Genomic DNA, 16,643 nt, shown 5'->3' on the forward strand with positions numbered 1-16,643 from the left:
TTATCTATTTAAAATGTATAGTTTACTTCCCAACCTGGTCTGTAAGTACGTTTGACAAACTGATTTGCTTCATCAAAGTTTGTTACACGCATATTATCGTTATCCCAAAGTAATTTTAGGCTCCGACCAGGATATTTATTATCAATTTTTAAATCAGCTCCACGAATGGCCAAGTTTGCCATCAATAGCGCTTCTGTTAGAGGTCCTGCGATTTCAAACGGCGAAGACATTTCCATATTACCATAGCCAGCCAAACAACCTTCCACCCACTGCGCCCAATGTCCATTAGCGCCACCCGGTACTCTTTGATATTTCTCTGCAACCTTCTTATACTGCTTAGTAGTTGGAAGCAGACGAGGATTTGCAGCATAGGTATCCGCTAATACCTTTCCCTTTGAACCTATAATAAGAATACCATTTCCACCGTCACCAAATTTCTCATTCGCTCCTAATTCATCTGGACGAGGTGGCTGTATACCGCCATCCATCCAATGTACTTTAACATCACCTTTTGTCTTTGCTGTTTTTGGGAAAGTCATTGTTACTGAACTTGATGGAGGACAAGATTCCGGAAAATATCCGCGTTTGAACTCGTCCACATACACAGAGCCTACACTGGCCTGCACATCTTTCACATATTGCAATCCATAGATACTAAAGGGAGCTTCTAAGTTATGACAGCCCATGTCTCCTAGCGCACCTGTACCGTAAGGCCACCAGCCTCGCCAATTGAAGGGTACCAGTTTATCAAAATATTCCGTATAAGGAGCCGTACCTAACCATTTGTCCCAATCCAAAGTCGATGGTATCGTAGCTTTCTGAGCAGGCCAAGCAATGCCTTGAGGCCATACGGGTCTATCCGTCCAAGCATAAACCTCTACTAAATCACCAATCAGCCCTGCATCAATCCATTCCCGCATCTGACGTACCCCATCACCTGAAGCACCTTGATTTCCCATTTGGGTCACAACTTTATACTTCTTAGCTGCATGCGTCAACGCCCGTGCTTCCCATACATCGTGAGCCAATGGTTTTTGTACATAGACATGTTTACCTAATTCCATTGCTGCCAATGTCTGTATAGCATGATTATGATCTGGTGTAGATATAGACACCGCATCAATATGTTGTGCCTCTTTATCTAGCATTTCTCTAAAATCAGTATAAAACTTAGCCTTAGGAAATTTCTCTACCGAATTCTTAGCTCTCGCCTTATCCACATCACAGAGATAAGCGATATTCGCTTTATTACTCTGAAAAATCTTGTTTACATCCGAACCTCCCATACCACCTACACCGATAGAAGCAACTTGCAACATATCACTAGGAGCACGAAATCCAGGTCCGCCAAGCACATGTCGGGGCACAATAGTAACGCCGGCAGCTGCTATTGCTGCCTTTTTAATAAAATCTCTTCTACTTTCGTTGTTCATAACAGAGTCCTATTAATATTATAAATTTCCTTTCTTAAGTTCGCTCACAGCAAAATCTACTGCACGTGCTGTCAAAGCCATATAAGTCAAAGATGGATTCACACAACCTGCAGATGTCATAGCCGCACCATCTGTAACAAATACATTCTGCGCATCCCACACTTGATTATTTCCGTTCAATACCGATGTCTTAGGATCTCTCCCCATACGGGCAGTCCCCATTTCATGAATCCCCTGACCTAGACCATATACATTATCATAGGTTTTCACATCTTTAACACCAATGCTCTCCAACATTTCCTTCATCTCGTTCTGCATATCTCCTCGCATCTTGATTTCATTGTCTTTGATCTCCGCATCAATCGCCAGTACAGGTAATCCCCACTTATCTTTCTTATCCTTATCCAGTTTAATATGATTTTCGTGATAAGGAAGCATCTCACCGAAAGCACCAAAACCTACAGACCAATTTCCAGGTTCACAGATAGCGTCTTTCCATGCCCCTCCTACACTCATCTCTGCAATCTCTCCAGACCAACGTCCACGGCTAGCTGCACCTTGATAACCGAAGCCACGGACATATTCCCGTTGCTTATTGTCCCCATCCACGTTAACAAACCGAGGTACATAAAGACCTGTAGGGCGTCTTCCAAAAATATATTTATCTTCATAACCTTCTACTTTTCCTCCAGCACCACAACGGAAATGGTGATCCATCAAATTGTGTCCCAATTCACCACTACTGCTACCAAGACCACCTTCCCACACATCTGTCGCAGAGTTCATCAATACCCAAGTCGAATTCATTGCAGAAGCACATACAAAAACAATTTTCGCATAGTATTCATACGTTTGATTGGTCTCCGCATCTAATATTTCGACCCCTTTAGCTTTTTTCGTGTCCTTATCGTATATGATCTTAGTAACAATCGAAAAAGGTCTTAACGTGAGATTCCCGGTTTTAACAGCTGCAGGTAAAGTAGCCGATTGTGTACTAAAATAAGCGCCAAAGTTACATCCCAACCAACATTGGTTTTGATATTGACAGTTGACACGCCCTTCATGTGGGACAGTAATATTTGCAGTACGTCCCATCAGAAAATGACGCTTACCACCATATTCCTTTTGCAAACGAGCTGCTAAATCTTTTTCAACAATATTGAAAGGCATTGCGGGCATATAATCACCATCAGGAAGAGAGGCCACCCCATCCCGATTTCCAGATATACCAGCAAACTTCTCTGCATAACTATACCAAGGAGCAATATCCTTATAACGGATCGGCCAATCTACACCATGTCCATCCTTCAAATTCGCCTCAAAATCCAAATCACCAAGACGGTAAGACTGTCTACCCCACATCAACGAACGTCCGCCCACATGATAACCTCTATACCAATCAAAACGCTTGATCTCAGTGTAAGGACTCTCCTTTTCATTAACCCAATAATCAAGATTCTTCTCATTCAAAGGATAATCACGCTTTAACACCGGATAATCAGCAATCATTTCTTGCGTTCTACCACCTGCATGCGGAAACTCCCAAGGGTGTTTATTAGGTGAGGTATAATCCTTGATGTGTTCGATATTACGACCACGTTCCAGCATAATTGTCTTCAATCCTTTCTCTGTCAATTCCTTTGCAGCCCAACCTCCACTTATGCCTGAACCTATTACAATTGCATCATATGTATTGTTTTCTACCATGACTTTAAATATTTTTTATTTAACAAACTCTCTCTTTTATTTAACTAAACTTTAGCTGCTGTTCCGACTTTCTCATCTTTAAAGAGCAGCATAAAAATAACCATCACCACCAATGCGATTCCCGCAGGAATAATCCAGGTTTGCTGCCAAAATGCAGCAACATTTGACTCTTGTAGGTCTTTATACATTTCGCCAACATATCCAGCGACCCAAAAACCGATCAGCTGTCCTACACCATAAGTAGCCAAGGTAATCAAACCTTGCGCAGCACTTTTATATTTTTCTCCAGCCTTACTATCCGTATAGATCTGTCCTGAAACAAAAAAGAAATCATAACAGATACCGTGCAATGCAATACCTAGAATCAACATAAACGAAAGATCTCCGGCATTTCCATAGGCAAAAAGCAAGTAGCGAACCGCCCACGCCAACATCCCCACCAAAATGGTTTTCTTAAAGCCAAAACGAGTAAAGAACAACGGTAAAAGCAAAAGAAATCCCACTTCCGAGATTTGACCAATGGTCATTTTCCCTGTTGGATTTTCCAAACCGATTTGATCTAAAAAGGGATTTGCATTTTGATAATAAAAAGCAAGAGGAATACAAATCAAGATCGAGGAGATAAAGAAAATCAAGAAATTCTTATCTTTCAACAACTTAATCGCGTCTAATCCGATAATTGAAGCAAATGAAGGCTTTTCCTCTGCAGACGCTTTAACTGGAGGTGTTTTAGGCAGAACAAACGAAAACAATCCGAGCACCAAAGAAGCAACACCAGCCATCAAAAATGTATTTTTCAAAGCACCTTGTGCAGAAGCCTCAGCACCATCCCACTTAAACAAATAACTTATTGATAATCCAGCAACAATCCAACCAATAGTACCCCAGATCCGAATTCCAGAAAACTCCTTCTCCGGATTAACCAGCTGCCGGAAAGACACCGAATTCACCAACGACAAAGTAGGCATATACAGAATCATATAGGACAATACATAAGGGTAAAATACCGTCACATCAGGTGCTTGATACATTTGATACATCAAAATAGCACCTACTAAATGTAAAACACCCAATATACGTTCTGCGTTAAAATAACGATCCGCGATCATTCCGATAATAAATGGAGCAATAATAGCCCCAAGCGATTGCGTTGAAAACACATTGGCAATCTCAAATTGACCTGCACTTAAGTTTTTGATAAGGAATGTACCCAAGGTAACAAACCAAGACCCCCAAATAAAAAATTCGAGGAACATCATAAACGATAGTTTAACTTTCGTAGTTGAATTCATAAGTTTAAATTGATTAGAAATTATCGACTTCTCTATAAGCCTTTACTAAAGCCTCTTCCCCCTCCTTACCTCCTTTGGACATACCATGCTCCATTCCCACTACTCCCTTATACCCTTTATTATAAAGCCATTTAAATATGTTCTTAAAATTGACCTCACCAGTTGTAGGTTCTTTACGACCAGGGTTATCACCAACTTGGACATAAGCAATCTCACTCCAACATTGATTCATAAAATTGATCAGATTACCCTCATTTTTCTGCTGATGATAGGCATCGTACAAAATCTTACACGATGGACTATTCACCGCTTTACAGATTTCATAAGCCTGATCCGTAAATCGCAAAAATAAATCGGGCGTATCACTTAGCGGTTCCAAAACCATAGTGATATCATGAGGCTCTAACAACTCCGCACCGCGCTTCAATGCCTCAATTACATTTGCCGTCTGTACACCGATTGGAAGACGTCGTTCATAATCTCCTGGAACCACCGTAATCCACTTGGCATTCACTCGTTTTGCGACTTCGATCGAGTCTCGACAACCTTTTAAAAAGATATCTACATGATCTGGCTTACCAGCAGCCAGCGTATTCGCTCCGTTGCCGCCTTTAGGAACCACAAACACGCCCATACGCATTCCCAACTTCGCAAGAAGTTCGCCTACCTTCGTTTGCTCTTCTATTGTTCTTCCCGGCATACCGTTGTCCTCTATACTGCGAAAGCCCAAATCATACATATATTTTATTTCATCAAGAAAATTTTTACCTGCACTAGTGCTAAACATTCCCTGATGAGGTGCATAATCAAGTTGAAAAGTAGGACCAGTCCCGAGAATCCCACCACCACTAACCGAAGCTTGCGATAGTCCGGGAGCAAATAAACTACCACCAAATAGCAATCCCGAGTTTCTTATAAAATCAGATCTTTTCATTACATTATCAAATAGGTTTACACGTTGATTACATTAATAAATATAGTTATTAAATCCCGAGCTTTGCAATTCTTTAAAAGTATTCCCCTCAGAACAAACAAGGTATACCTCCACATCCTTGCGTTTATTAGCAAACTGAATAGCCTCTTCGGGAGTTAAACTCATAAAATAATTATCTAAAGCATCTGCTTCCATCGCTGTTTTAGCAATTACTGTAACACTCACAATCGTACTCTCTAGCGGTTGGCCCGTCAACGGATTCATATGGTGAGATACAATCCGACCACCTACGTTACGCTGTTGCTCATAGACACCCGAACTGGTAATAGCGTTGTTTACCATCCGAACTCGGAGCAACCGTCCCTGAGCGATATACTCAGGTCTATAGAGTTCCACTAAAAATGGTCCCTCCGGTTTACTGCCGAGTGAACGAATCTCCCCACCTAACTCAACCAAGTAATCCTCAACCCCTTTGCTCTTCAGATAATCAGCTAACACATCCACAGAATACCCCTGTGCAATACCATTCAAATCGATAGAAACATGGTTAACACGCTTGATCAGGCGGTTTCCCTTGACACGCAACTTCTCCATTCCTATAATACGCCGCACACTGTCCACTTCATCCTTTCGTGGCAATGATCTAGGGCCTTCTGCTCCAAATCCCCACAATTTCACCAAAGGATACACCGTAATATCAAAATATCCTCGTGTATCTTTATAAGCCTTTTGACTAGCTTTAACAACACGAGTCATATGCGCGTCCATAAGCACCTCGGACACCAATGGATCGTTGAACTTACAGATAATAGATCCTTTATCGTACAGAGACATAGACCGATCAAGAACCTTTAATACACTGTCAATTTGACACTTAGAGACCCGTTCCTCCCCATAATACTTAATTTGGTAAGTCGTCCCCTGCGCCCTTCCCGACAGCAAATGAGATCCCTGTCCATAGACATAGCCGCATACCGCGAAGACACACCACAATAGAAAAAAAACATATCTACCCACTCCCATTGACAGCAAAGGGTGAAAATTCATTCGATGGATAGCGCTGGTAAACATATTTTAAAATTAGATATATAAGTCCGTATTCATACCAGGTACCGCTACAGGATAAAGCCCATCTTCTCCAGGCAAAGGACGAGGCAAAGCATCCCAGGCATAGCGCTCAGGCATGAGACTAATATTCGACTGAATCGCCTTTTCCCATTTGACGACATTACCAGTATAGCACGCTATCCGACCTATGATTCCCGTCAATGTACTATAGGCGCCATATTCCGCATTGTCAAATTTGTATTCGCCCTTAGCAATAGCCGCAAATAGCTCTACATGCTCTTGACGATAAGGATTGGGATTGCCTTTGGCATCGTGTCGATAGATTTCCTTACCATTTGCATCCCACAATACTGCTTGATTACCGGCAGACAAATAAACCCTACCCTTTGTAGCCTGAAAAGTTTCCTCTACGCGATTATGTGTTCCTTCAAAATGACGACACTGACTATAGACCACAGAACCATCATCATAAGTCATTTCTATCGCAAAATTATCATAGATTTCACCATAGTCCTTCCCCGTACGATGTGCACGCGACCCCGTACCTTCAATAGAGACTGGATATTTACCTTTTACCCAGTTAGCTAAATCAATGTTATGCACATGTTGCTCGACAATATGGTCACCACACAGCCAATTAAAGTAATACCAATTGCGCATCTGATACTCCATCTCTGTCTGTCCAGGCTTGCGTGGACGCACCCATACCCCACCGCTATTCCAATAGACCTGTCCAGACACCACATCACCAATAGCACCATCCTGTATACGGGAGATAGCCTCCCGATAATTCGTCTGATAACGTCGCTGAAGCCCCACAACAACATTCAGCTTTTTTCGCTTCGCTTCTGCAGCGACTTCCAGCACTTTGCGAATCCCCGGAATATCTACCGCAACCGGCTTCTCCATAAATACATGTTTGCCGGCACGGATTGCCTCTTCAAAATGTATAGGACGAAATCCTGGGGGTGTCGTCAGAATAACGACATCGGCATCCTTAATAGCAGCCTTATAAGCATCAAAACCGACATAACGCCGGCTATCCGGAATATCCAACTTATCCGAATATTTTTTAGAAAGATTGGTGTACGCCTTATCCAGGTTATCCGCAAACGCATCCGCTAAAGCTACAATCTTGATATTTTGTCCAGATTCCAAGGCATCAACAGCTGCCCCCGTTCCACGGCCTCCACAGCCAATTACTGCTACTCGAATAGCATCGGTTCCCGCTGCAAAGACAGCCGACAAAGGCGAGCCCGCAACTAAAGCACTGCCAGCTATAATTGAAGTAGATTTCAGGAAGTCTCTCCTATTAAAAAGGTTCATAATTCGGTCGTTATAGTGGGTAATAAGGTTTAAAAATCTTCTATAGGGGCCTTATCATAATAAGCCATAGCTTCTTGAGGAGATGGCGCTTTCAGAGGACGTACTAATCGCATTCCGACAAAAGGAGCCTCCGGAAACCACCAATTCGATTTAGGCATCTGTGGATCCAATTGCTTCCAGACCGGATCCGATCCAGATCTCGCCGACGAGCGCAACATCTTGGCAGCGCTGTCAAACGAACCGCCACGTATCACATGCGCGTACAACTCCGTCGGTTCTGCTACAGGATTTTCCGCAACTTTACCTTCAAATTGACTATAAAAATCAGGTATATACTGATCAAAAGTCCATTCAGAGACATTACCCAGCATATCATATAAACCATAAGCATTCGGCTTCTTCTCACCCACTTTATGTGTATGTTTATCACTATTGGCGCCATACCAAGCATAATCGCCCAATGCATCCGCATTCTCTCCGAAAAAATAAGCAGTTTTCGATCCTGCTCGACAAGCATATTCCCATTCTGCCTCAGTGGGCAACCTATAAAAAACACCTGTCCGAACATACAACCACTTACAGAACTGAATAGCATTATAATGCGTCATCGCTAATGCGGGATGCCCCTCCTTGCCCATGCCAAAAGTCATATCCAAATAAGGCTTCGTAGGTCGTGTTACCGCATCAACCTCCGCAGGCAATGCACCTTCCTTTTGCTTCGAAAGTTCATAATCTTTATACAAAAAAGGCTCATAAAGATCCCAGGTAACTTCATAGGTCCCCATCCAGAACGGATCTACTTTCACCTCATGCACAGGAGACTCGTCGGCTTCACCAGACTTACTTCCCATACTGAACTGGCCTCCCGGAATAGCTTCCATAGAGAATGACAGTGAAGTGCCTTTAATCTCCTGAATATATTTTTTAAATGTCTTATCCTGAGCCTTTATAGAACTAATGCCCAATACCAATAACGAAAAAAAAAGTCTCTTCATGTATCTCACAACGGGTTTATAAGCTATATTGCCTTTAATGTTTTAATAAAGGTAAAAGTAAAATCAAATTATAGCCCCAATTCTCTATAACATTTATGTTACAGAAGTGTAATAATTACACTATGCCACAGAAACGACAGTGCTAACCCCAGCAGGATACTCAAACCGATAATCGTATTTGCTAATTTAGAATTGAGACCAAACTTTTGAATAACAATACCAGATGCTACCAAACTAGGCATTGCCATCTCAAAAACCGATACCTGAAAAAAAACACCTTTCCATCCCATGGCAGCCGTAATCAATAGGGCACAGAAAGGAGCCAACAGTAACTTATATAAGAGAGACACACTTATTGCCTTAATTTCCTTCCTAACATGGTGAAAATGCAATTGTAAACCAATGGAAAACAAGGCCAACGGACTCACTGTAGCCGCTAGAGCTACAAAAAAATCATCCAACCGAATCGTCCGGAGAACATCTTGAAAACACAAAGCCAACACTGCTGCTATAAAAGGAGGAAAAGTTAATATTCGCCTAAGCATCAGTTTAAACTTCTGCATCGCACTGAGATATTGCGGCCTAAAACCAGTAGCCAAAAGAACGCCGAAAGAAGAAAGCACAAAAAACGTAGCCTGATCACTAACGACGCCTACTTTCAGCAGGTCCGAACCGAAAAAACTAATAATAAGCGGAAACCCCACGAAAGATGTATTGCTGAGGCCTGATACAATGATCAATGTCACGAGCGTCCTTGAAGAAAAACCAAGGACTGGTTGAAGCAATCGAAAGAAAACATAAGAAAGACCAAAGATAAAAAACGGCAAAAAAGCAGTAAAGAGATAGGTTAAGCTCCAATCGATCCGTGGAATATACAAAAAAGCGATTGACGGTAAACCTACATAAATAATCCAATCATTAACTATTTTATAACTGTCTTTACCCCCTATTTTAAAAAAACGGAACAAATATCCGATCAACAAACACACAACGATAATGAAAAAGTTAACCATCCAGCTCGGTATTACTTATATTTTAATATTTTTGTCCAAATTTATAACTTGGTATTTAATAATCTATCATCTTGAAGACTAAATTCCTCATACTACTGTTTGGAACATTCCTAAACGCGGGTTTCACCTGGGCATCAACCGATACGTTGACAAACACTACTCACAAAAACTCATTAATAATTGAAGCGGAGGTCGAAAACGGAGGAATTTTAGCAACAGGAGAGTTGAAAAACACGACATTCAAAGACGCTTATTACAACGGGTTCAACCTCAAAGTGGGATGGAAGATAAATTCCAAAAGCGACCAATATTTCAAACTATACAACAACCCCATTTATGGGATTGGATTCTACACCAGCACATTCAACAACGACATTGTCGGAAGTCCTTACGCAGTATACGGTTTTGTCCAGACCCCATTTGGCAACATCGACAATGAAAAATGGTCCTTCGACTACCGTATAGGATTGGGTCTATCTGGTAATTTCAAACCTTATGATGAGGATACCAACCCCCTTAACCTGGCTATTGCTACCAAAAACAATGTTTACATCGACTTCGGCATCCGTAGTCAATATAAACTATCATCAAAATTTAAGGCAGGTGTAGGCTTGGCCTTTCACCACTTTTCTAACGGAGCACTCAAATTACCAAACAAAGGTGTAAATCTTTTTCCTCTAACAGCGTCCATTACCTACCAACCGAACGGCTGGACATATAAAAAAGACACGACATCACTAGAGCCCTATCCCAAGAAAATCCTTTATCATATAAATGTCGGGGCAGGACTAAAACAGGTAGCACACGACAAAGAACGTCGTTACTTTAAATCCACGTTCAGTCTCTATGCCAGTCGACATGTCAGCTATAAATGGCGAATAGGGGGCGGCATGGATCTCTTCTACTCCGATTCGGGGAATGACGAAGAAATAGCTGAAGATAAAACAGGAAAGCTAAGCGCTAAGCTATCCGGGGGACCAGCATTCTACCTGGTACACGTGCTCAATAAAGACCTTGTACTGAATGGCAACGTTGGATACTATATCCATAACCAATACTTTAACGGAGAAATAAGAAGAGTATTTTTAAGAGCAGGATTCCGCTATTATGTCTACAAGAACATCAATGCCGGAATATCCATAAAAGCACATATGGGAAAAGCTGACTTTATAGAATCAACACTAGGCTATACATTCAATCGGTAATGTATAGCCTAATGTCTATTAGATTTTACAATTGCCCTAATCCTTTTTCAACGGCTTTAGAGACACTTTTTCCAAAATCTTTATCGACTGTGATATATCCTGGGTAAAAGAAATTCTTACCGCCAATCTTTACAGAAGGCTTTATTTTCAAAGCAAAGAATCCATTACTCTTTCTGGTAAAGATATCGTTGAGAACTTTGTCAAACCCCTGCTCTTTAGCCACACCAAAAATATTAGCGGAGAAAGTCAACGGCACCACCATACTTTGTCCATTGGACAGATTGATGTTCTCTGCAACAGCACCTTCAAAAAGTGGCTTACCTGCCATTTCAATAATGTACTTAAACTCATTGATCTTAGTTAATGTCGATGTAGGGTTCGTAATTTTCAAATTTACTCTCGCTTCCAAAGGAAGATCCTGCCGCAATAAAGCCATGGCAATACCTGGTATGCTCGCCAATGAAGCTGCCCCCCCCGATTGGTAAGAATCGATATCCCTACCTGCTAATCGGATTTGATCTACAGATTCTACATCATAATTAAATTTACTCAATGCCTCCACCTGAGCTTTTTGATTGATAGCACAGCTAGACATAAACCAAGTACAAAGCAGTAATACTGCAACTTTTAATCTATTCATTTTGTTCGTTTTATTTTTTCTTCTTACCTGTTGCCTTACCAAAATTGTAAGCAACTCCCAGTGTAAAAATAGAATTTCCTGCCTTGAGATACGAATTATTTACTACACCAATATTAAATCCTGTTGTATACTGCAACTGAAGCCCTTTCAACAACTCCATTCGGGTAAAGAAAACAGGTTCAATAAAAAGATTTTCTTCCTTATCTGCCTGAACATCATCCAACCAAAAATCAGTCATAGCCACCCGACTCACGCGTATCGCAGTCCCATAATTTAAGACCCGCTTACCGCCGAACAGGTTTAACCGCCCCTTCGTAGTAGATGAATAATTCACCTGCAGGAATATTTTATCAAAATCCATTTTACGGCTTCCCACCACCTCATAGTCCCGTATAGAAGCACGCTGGTCTAATTCACGAGAATTACCTAAACCATAGCCTCCGTAGATTTCCAGGACCTGCCTCTTGGACTTACCTATTTCGGTAAAATAACCCACCGCACCTTCGGCTAGCCATTGCCTAAAATGGGTATTGGATTCCCGTCCATGGTTTACAGTTGAGGCATTGGCCAATAGAGCAAAATGATCCGTCAGTGATACCGCCACAGTTCCAGAGGCATTACCTTTCAGATTGATATGTCCAGAAAGGTATCCTTCCCCTTGATGCCTAAACATGGGGGTCGCAGGCACATTAGGCATATATATTGAACTACAACTCCCCAAAATAAAACTAACCGATAAAGCTACAAGCGCTATGACATAATTATTCTTTAACATACCTGCTTATCCCAAACAATCATGCCAATCTATAAAACTCAATCATCATCACACAAAAAAATCCCTGAATTAAAAACTCAGGGACTCCATTTATGCTATAGACGAAAACTACATCGAAGTAGATTCCGTATCAGGCGCCTTATCAATCAACTCCATGAATTGATCTAATTTTGGTGTAATAATAATCTGCGTACGTCTGTTTCTAGCCTTACCATTTGCAGATGTATTATCAGCGATAGGATTATATTCACCACGTCCACCCGCTGTCAAGCGCTTAGGATCCACACCATACATCGTCTGCAACGCCTGTACCACAGAGGAAGCACGTAATGTACTCAAATCCCAGTTATTACGGATATTTGGTTTAGAAATAGGATCCGTATCTGTGTTACCTTCGATCAATACATCGTAGTCTCTATAATCCTGAATAATTTTCGCAATCTTACTTAAGGTTTCTCCCGCTTTATCAGATACTTCATAACTACCAGACTTGTAAAGCATATTATCAGATAAAGAGATGTAAACAACACCTTTCAATACCTGTACATCTACATCTTTAAGCTCTTCACGACTCAAAGAACGGGTCAGGTTATTGGTCAACACCATATTAAGTGAATCACTTTTATTCTTCGTATTCACTAAGTGTTGTATATACTTATTAGATGCATTAATTTCATCAACCAATTTGGAAATATTCACATTCCCTTGGGAATTTTGTGCTATACTATTATCCAAAGTAGACTGTAACTTAGCATATGCCTCTTTCAATGAAGCATTATTCTTGCGCTCGTATTCGAGCTGATCTTCCAAACTTTTGATTTTTGCACGGCTTTCTGTAAGATCCATCTGTCCTTTTTGGTACAGCTCAGCCAAATCTTTATGTTGGGTTTCTAAGGCTACATATTTTTTATTACTCACACAGCTACTCATTACAATTCCACCTAGTAAAATCGTAATTGGCAAAAGGCGTTTTTTATACATCATATCATTATAAATTTGATGGATACAAGATAGCAAATAAAATCTTTGAATTTTTACCCTAAATAGTTAAAAAACATAAAATTACTTTCCTGTATTCAGTAGATGTTTACAAATAGCACTGACCAACCCTGGACCTTCATAAATAAAACCTGTATACACTTGTACCAGCGCGGCCCCAGCTTCGAGCTTGTCTACAGCATCCTGTCCGGAATGTATACCGCCTACACCTATAATAGGGAAAGCCTTATTCGATTTCTGAGAAAGATAACGTATCACTTCGGTAGAGCGTTCTGTAAGAGGCTTACCACTTACCCCTCCTGCCTCATTAAGCAATTCAGGAGCGCTACTAAGTCCTTCTCTAGAAATGGTCGTATTCGTTGCTATTACACCTGCAATCTTAGTTTCTGTAACAATCTCTACAATATCATCCAGTTGGCTATCCGTCAGATCCGGGGCAATCTTTAATAAAATAGGCTTCGCTTTTGGTTTTTCCAGATTGAGCTGTTGCAATGTATCTAAAATCCGCATCAACGGCTCTTTCTCCTGCAGATCTCGTAATCCCGGAGTATTGGGTGAACTCACATTCACCACAAAATAATCCACGTATTCGTACAGAGCGTGAAAACAATAGATATAATCATTTACAGCCTCTTCATTTGGAGTAACCTTATTTTTCCCAATATTACCACCAATGATCACTCCTTCTCTATCCTTAAGGTGTTTCAATCGTCCCGCAGCTACATCCGCTCCTTGGTTGTTAAAGCCCATCCTATTAATGAGGGCAGCATCATTCACCAAGCGAAACATACGCGGTTTATCGTTCCCAGGCTGAGGCCTTGGCGTTACCGTACCGATCTCGATAAAACCAAATCCAAATTTGGCCATATCCGCAATATATTCCGCATTTTTATCAAAACCAGCTGCTAGTCCTACCGGATTTTTAAACTTAAGTCCAAAAACCTCCCGTTCCAAACGTGGATCGGATACACTATAAATAGATTTGAGCAAGGCCTTTGCACCCCAGATCTTTGAGAAATTTTTCAACCCTCCCGTCACCGTATGATGTGCCTTTTCAGGGTTCATTGAAAAGAAAATTGGCTTTACTAATTTATACATAATATAACATAAAAAGTCATTGAAGAAATTGCCATAAAAAAGCTTATATCACTTTTGGCATATCTGCACAAAGGTAGAAAAGAAGCAGAAATAATCACTACTTTTGCTTTTTAAATCCCGATAAAGACGTAAAACATTTTATCGAGGGCAATCGACACATATTGAGGACGATGAAAAGTCAAACCGATCCGCTAGCTAGCAGATCAAAAAGTAAAAGCATACATCTGAAATGATATCAATAAATAATTTAACATTTGAAATAGGCGCAAGAGCCCTATATGACGAAGCAAACTGGCACATCAAACCGGGAGACAAAGCGGGATTGATCGGTGCTAATGGAGCGGGAAAATCCACCTTACTAAAGTTGATCGTTGGAGATTATGCCCCTACTTCCGGCTCTATTTCAATGGCAAAGGATTTAAAAATAGGGTACCTCAATCAGGATCTCTTATCCTATCATTCCGAAAAAAGCATCCTTTATGTAGCGATGGAAGCATTTACACGCCAAAACGAACTACATGCAGAGATAGAAGTGCTGTTAAAAAAGTTAGAAACAGATTATTCCGACGATATTTTAAACAAACTCAGCGATAAGCAAATGGAGTTTGAAGCCCTAGATGGCTATAATATCGAATTCAGGGCTAATGAAATCCTAGCAGGGCTTGGCTTCTCACAGGATGAACAGCAGCGTCCCTTGGCCACCTTCTCCGGAGGATGGCGTATGCGCGTCATGCTGGCACGAATACTACTCCAAGCACCAGACATCCTATTACTCGATGAGCCAACCAACCACTTGGACCTTCCCTCCATCAAATGGCTTGAAAACTATTTACAGGGATTTGAAGGAGCAATCGTAATTGTATCCCACGACCGTTATTTCTTGGACCGTATCATCAATAAAACGGTAGAGTCTAAACGTGGGAAACTAACCCTATATGCAGGGAATTATTCATTCTACCTTGAAGAAAAGTCATTGCGTGAAGAAATTCAAGGCAATCAGTTTAAAAATCAGCAAGCAAAAATAAAGCAGGAAGAAAAATTAATTGAACGCTTTCGCGCTAAAGCCTCCAAAGCGAAGATGGTACAATCACGTATCAAAGCATTGGATAAAATGGATAAGATATCCGATGTTGATGATGACAACCCAGAAGTAAATTTCAGCTTCAAATTTTCGAAACCTTCAGGACGGCATGTCGTCACCCTAGAAAACATTTCGAAGTCCTATCCCAATCTAGAGATTTTACGGGATACCGATGGACTTATCGAAAAAGGGGATAAAATTGCTTTGATCGGAGCCAATGGTAAGGGTAAATCCACACTGTTACGGATAGTAGCTGATGCCGACTCGGACTACAAAGGAACGAGTGTAAAAGGCCATAACGTATTGCAAACCTTCTTTGCACAGCACCAGCTAGAAGCATTGCATCTCGAAAACTCCATCCTTCAAGAGCTACAAAACTTTGCCCCCAAACATACCGAAACAGAACTTCGGTCTATTCTAGGCTCCTTTCTATTTACAGGAGATGATGTATTTAAGAAAATAAAAGTATTATCCGGTGGTGAAAAATCCCGTGTAGCACTAGCAAAAGCGTTAACAGCCGATGCAAACTTCCTTGTACTGGATGAGCCGACCAACCACTTGGATATGGCTTCTGTCAATATCCTGATTCAAGCATTACAGCAATATGAAGGAACATTAATTGTGGTATCTCACGACCGTTACTTCTTAGAGCATGTAGCCAATAAAATCTGGTTCATCGAAGACAAAGAAATAAAAGAATACCCTGGCACCTATGAAGAATACGAAACCTGGAATTCAAAGCGTGTCCAAAAGCCAGTTGTAGAGAAAAAAGTCGTAAAGGAAGAGCCTAAAAAAGAGAAGAAGGTGGCACCTACAGAAGATAACAAAAGGCTAATCCTGAAAAAGAATAAAGAACTAGCCCAATTAGAGCAACAAATTGCACTCAAGGAGGCAGATGTTAAAGAATTGGAAATACAGCTTGCTAATGAAGAAATATATTCTGATGCGACCAAATTACAGGACATCACCCGTAAGTACAATTCAGCAAAAGCAGAATACCAACAGTTGCAAAACGATTGGGAGAGAATCGCAGAGGAAATCATCGAATTAGAAGGCTAATCAGCACAACAACCTCTC

General features: G+C 41.0%; 14 protein-coding genes. 2 read left to right on the top strand and 12 right to left on the bottom strand.

Translation table 11 applies throughout. The annotated features are described in order from the left end of the window. Window positions 1-8: 8 nt before the first annotated feature. From M472_RS35085 to M472_RS35120, 8 genes are all read right to left on the bottom strand, one after another. The gene (locus M472_RS35085) at window positions 9-1,433 is read right to left on the bottom strand and encodes a Gfo/Idh/MocA family protein (protein ID WP_021070627.1); all 1,425 of its coding nucleotides are present in this window, start codon (window positions 1,431-1,433) and stop codon (window positions 9-11) included. 18 nt (window positions 1,434-1,451) lie between these two features. Continuing rightward, window positions 1,452-3,140 (bottom strand): GMC oxidoreductase, encoded by a 1,689-nt coding sequence (locus M472_RS35090; RefSeq protein WP_021070628.1) that lies wholly within the window; start codon window positions 3,138-3,140, stop codon window positions 1,452-1,454. A gap of 44 nt (window positions 3,141-3,184) precedes the next feature. Then, entirely contained in the window at window positions 3,185-4,432 is a 1,248-nt protein-coding gene (locus M472_RS35095; protein ID WP_031301760.1) for a nucleoside permease, read from the bottom strand. Window positions 4,433-4,445: 13 nt separating this feature from the next. Beyond that, complete coding sequence (locus tag M472_RS35100; protein ID WP_021070630.1) at window positions 4,446-5,366, bottom strand: hydroxypyruvate isomerase family protein; 921 nt, start codon at window positions 5,364-5,366, stop codon at window positions 4,446-4,448. Window positions 5,367-5,399: 33 nt separating this feature from the next. Further along, window positions 5,400-6,437 (bottom strand): FAD:protein FMN transferase, encoded by a 1,038-nt coding sequence (locus tag M472_RS35105; RefSeq protein WP_081643178.1) that lies wholly within the window; start codon window positions 6,435-6,437, stop codon window positions 5,400-5,402. Between the two features lie 9 nt (window positions 6,438-6,446). Further along, window positions 6,447-7,760 carry a Gfo/Idh/MocA family protein gene (locus M472_RS35110; protein WP_021070632.1) on the bottom strand — a complete coding sequence of 438 codons (1,314 nt, stop codon included), beginning with the start codon at window positions 7,758-7,760 and terminating at the stop codon, window positions 6,447-6,449. Between the two features lie 29 nt (window positions 7,761-7,789). Then, a complete protein-coding gene (locus M472_RS35115) occupies window positions 7,790-8,755 on the bottom strand; it encodes a formylglycine-generating enzyme family protein (protein WP_021070633.1) in 966 nt (321 codons plus the stop codon). A gap of 98 nt (window positions 8,756-8,853) precedes the next feature. After that, window positions 8,854-9,768: an AEC family transporter gene (locus tag M472_RS35120; RefSeq protein WP_021070634.1), complete on the bottom strand. Its 915-nt coding sequence runs from the start codon at window positions 9,766-9,768 to the stop codon at window positions 8,854-8,856. A gap of 71 nt (window positions 9,769-9,839) precedes the next feature. On the opposite strand from M472_RS35120, the gene M472_RS35125 reads away from it, so the two are divergent. After that, window positions 9,840-10,973: an acyloxyacyl hydrolase gene (locus M472_RS35125; protein ID WP_021070635.1), complete on the top strand. Its 1,134-nt coding sequence runs from the start codon at window positions 9,840-9,842 to the stop codon at window positions 10,971-10,973. A 25-nt stretch (window positions 10,974-10,998) separates the two neighbouring features. Here the strand turns inward: M472_RS35125 and M472_RS35130 are convergent, their stop codons facing one another. From M472_RS35130 to M472_RS35145, 4 genes are all read right to left on the bottom strand, one after another. Continuing rightward, window positions 10,999-11,613, bottom strand: coding sequence for a hypothetical protein (locus tag M472_RS35130; protein ID WP_144062720.1), 615 nt, complete (start codon window positions 11,611-11,613; stop codon window positions 10,999-11,001). A gap of 10 nt (window positions 11,614-11,623) precedes the next feature. Further along, complete coding sequence (locus M472_RS35135; RefSeq protein WP_021070637.1) at window positions 11,624-12,388, bottom strand: hypothetical protein; 765 nt, start codon at window positions 12,386-12,388, stop codon at window positions 11,624-11,626. Between the two features lie 108 nt (window positions 12,389-12,496). Then, on the bottom strand, window positions 12,497-13,369 hold the full coding sequence (locus tag M472_RS35140; protein WP_021070638.1) for an OmpA family protein: 873 nt from the start codon (window positions 13,367-13,369) through the stop codon (window positions 12,497-12,499). An 81-nt stretch (window positions 13,370-13,450) separates the two neighbouring features. Continuing rightward, window positions 13,451-14,485: a quinone-dependent dihydroorotate dehydrogenase gene (locus tag M472_RS35145; protein WP_022829361.1), complete on the bottom strand. Its 1,035-nt coding sequence runs from the start codon at window positions 14,483-14,485 to the stop codon at window positions 13,451-13,453. 229 nt (window positions 14,486-14,714) lie between these two features. Between M472_RS35145 and M472_RS35150 the strand changes: the two genes are divergently transcribed. Beyond that, a complete protein-coding gene (locus M472_RS35150) occupies window positions 14,715-16,625 on the top strand; it encodes an ABC-F family ATP-binding cassette domain-containing protein (protein ID WP_021070640.1) in 1,911 nt (636 codons plus the stop codon). Window positions 16,626-16,643 lie beyond the last annotated feature (18 nt).

Origin of the sequence: Sphingobacterium paucimobilis HER1398 (assembly GCF_000416985.1) — a bacterium.
GTDB classification, from domain to species: domain Bacteria; phylum Bacteroidota; class Bacteroidia; order Sphingobacteriales; family Sphingobacteriaceae; genus Sphingobacterium; species Sphingobacterium paucimobilis.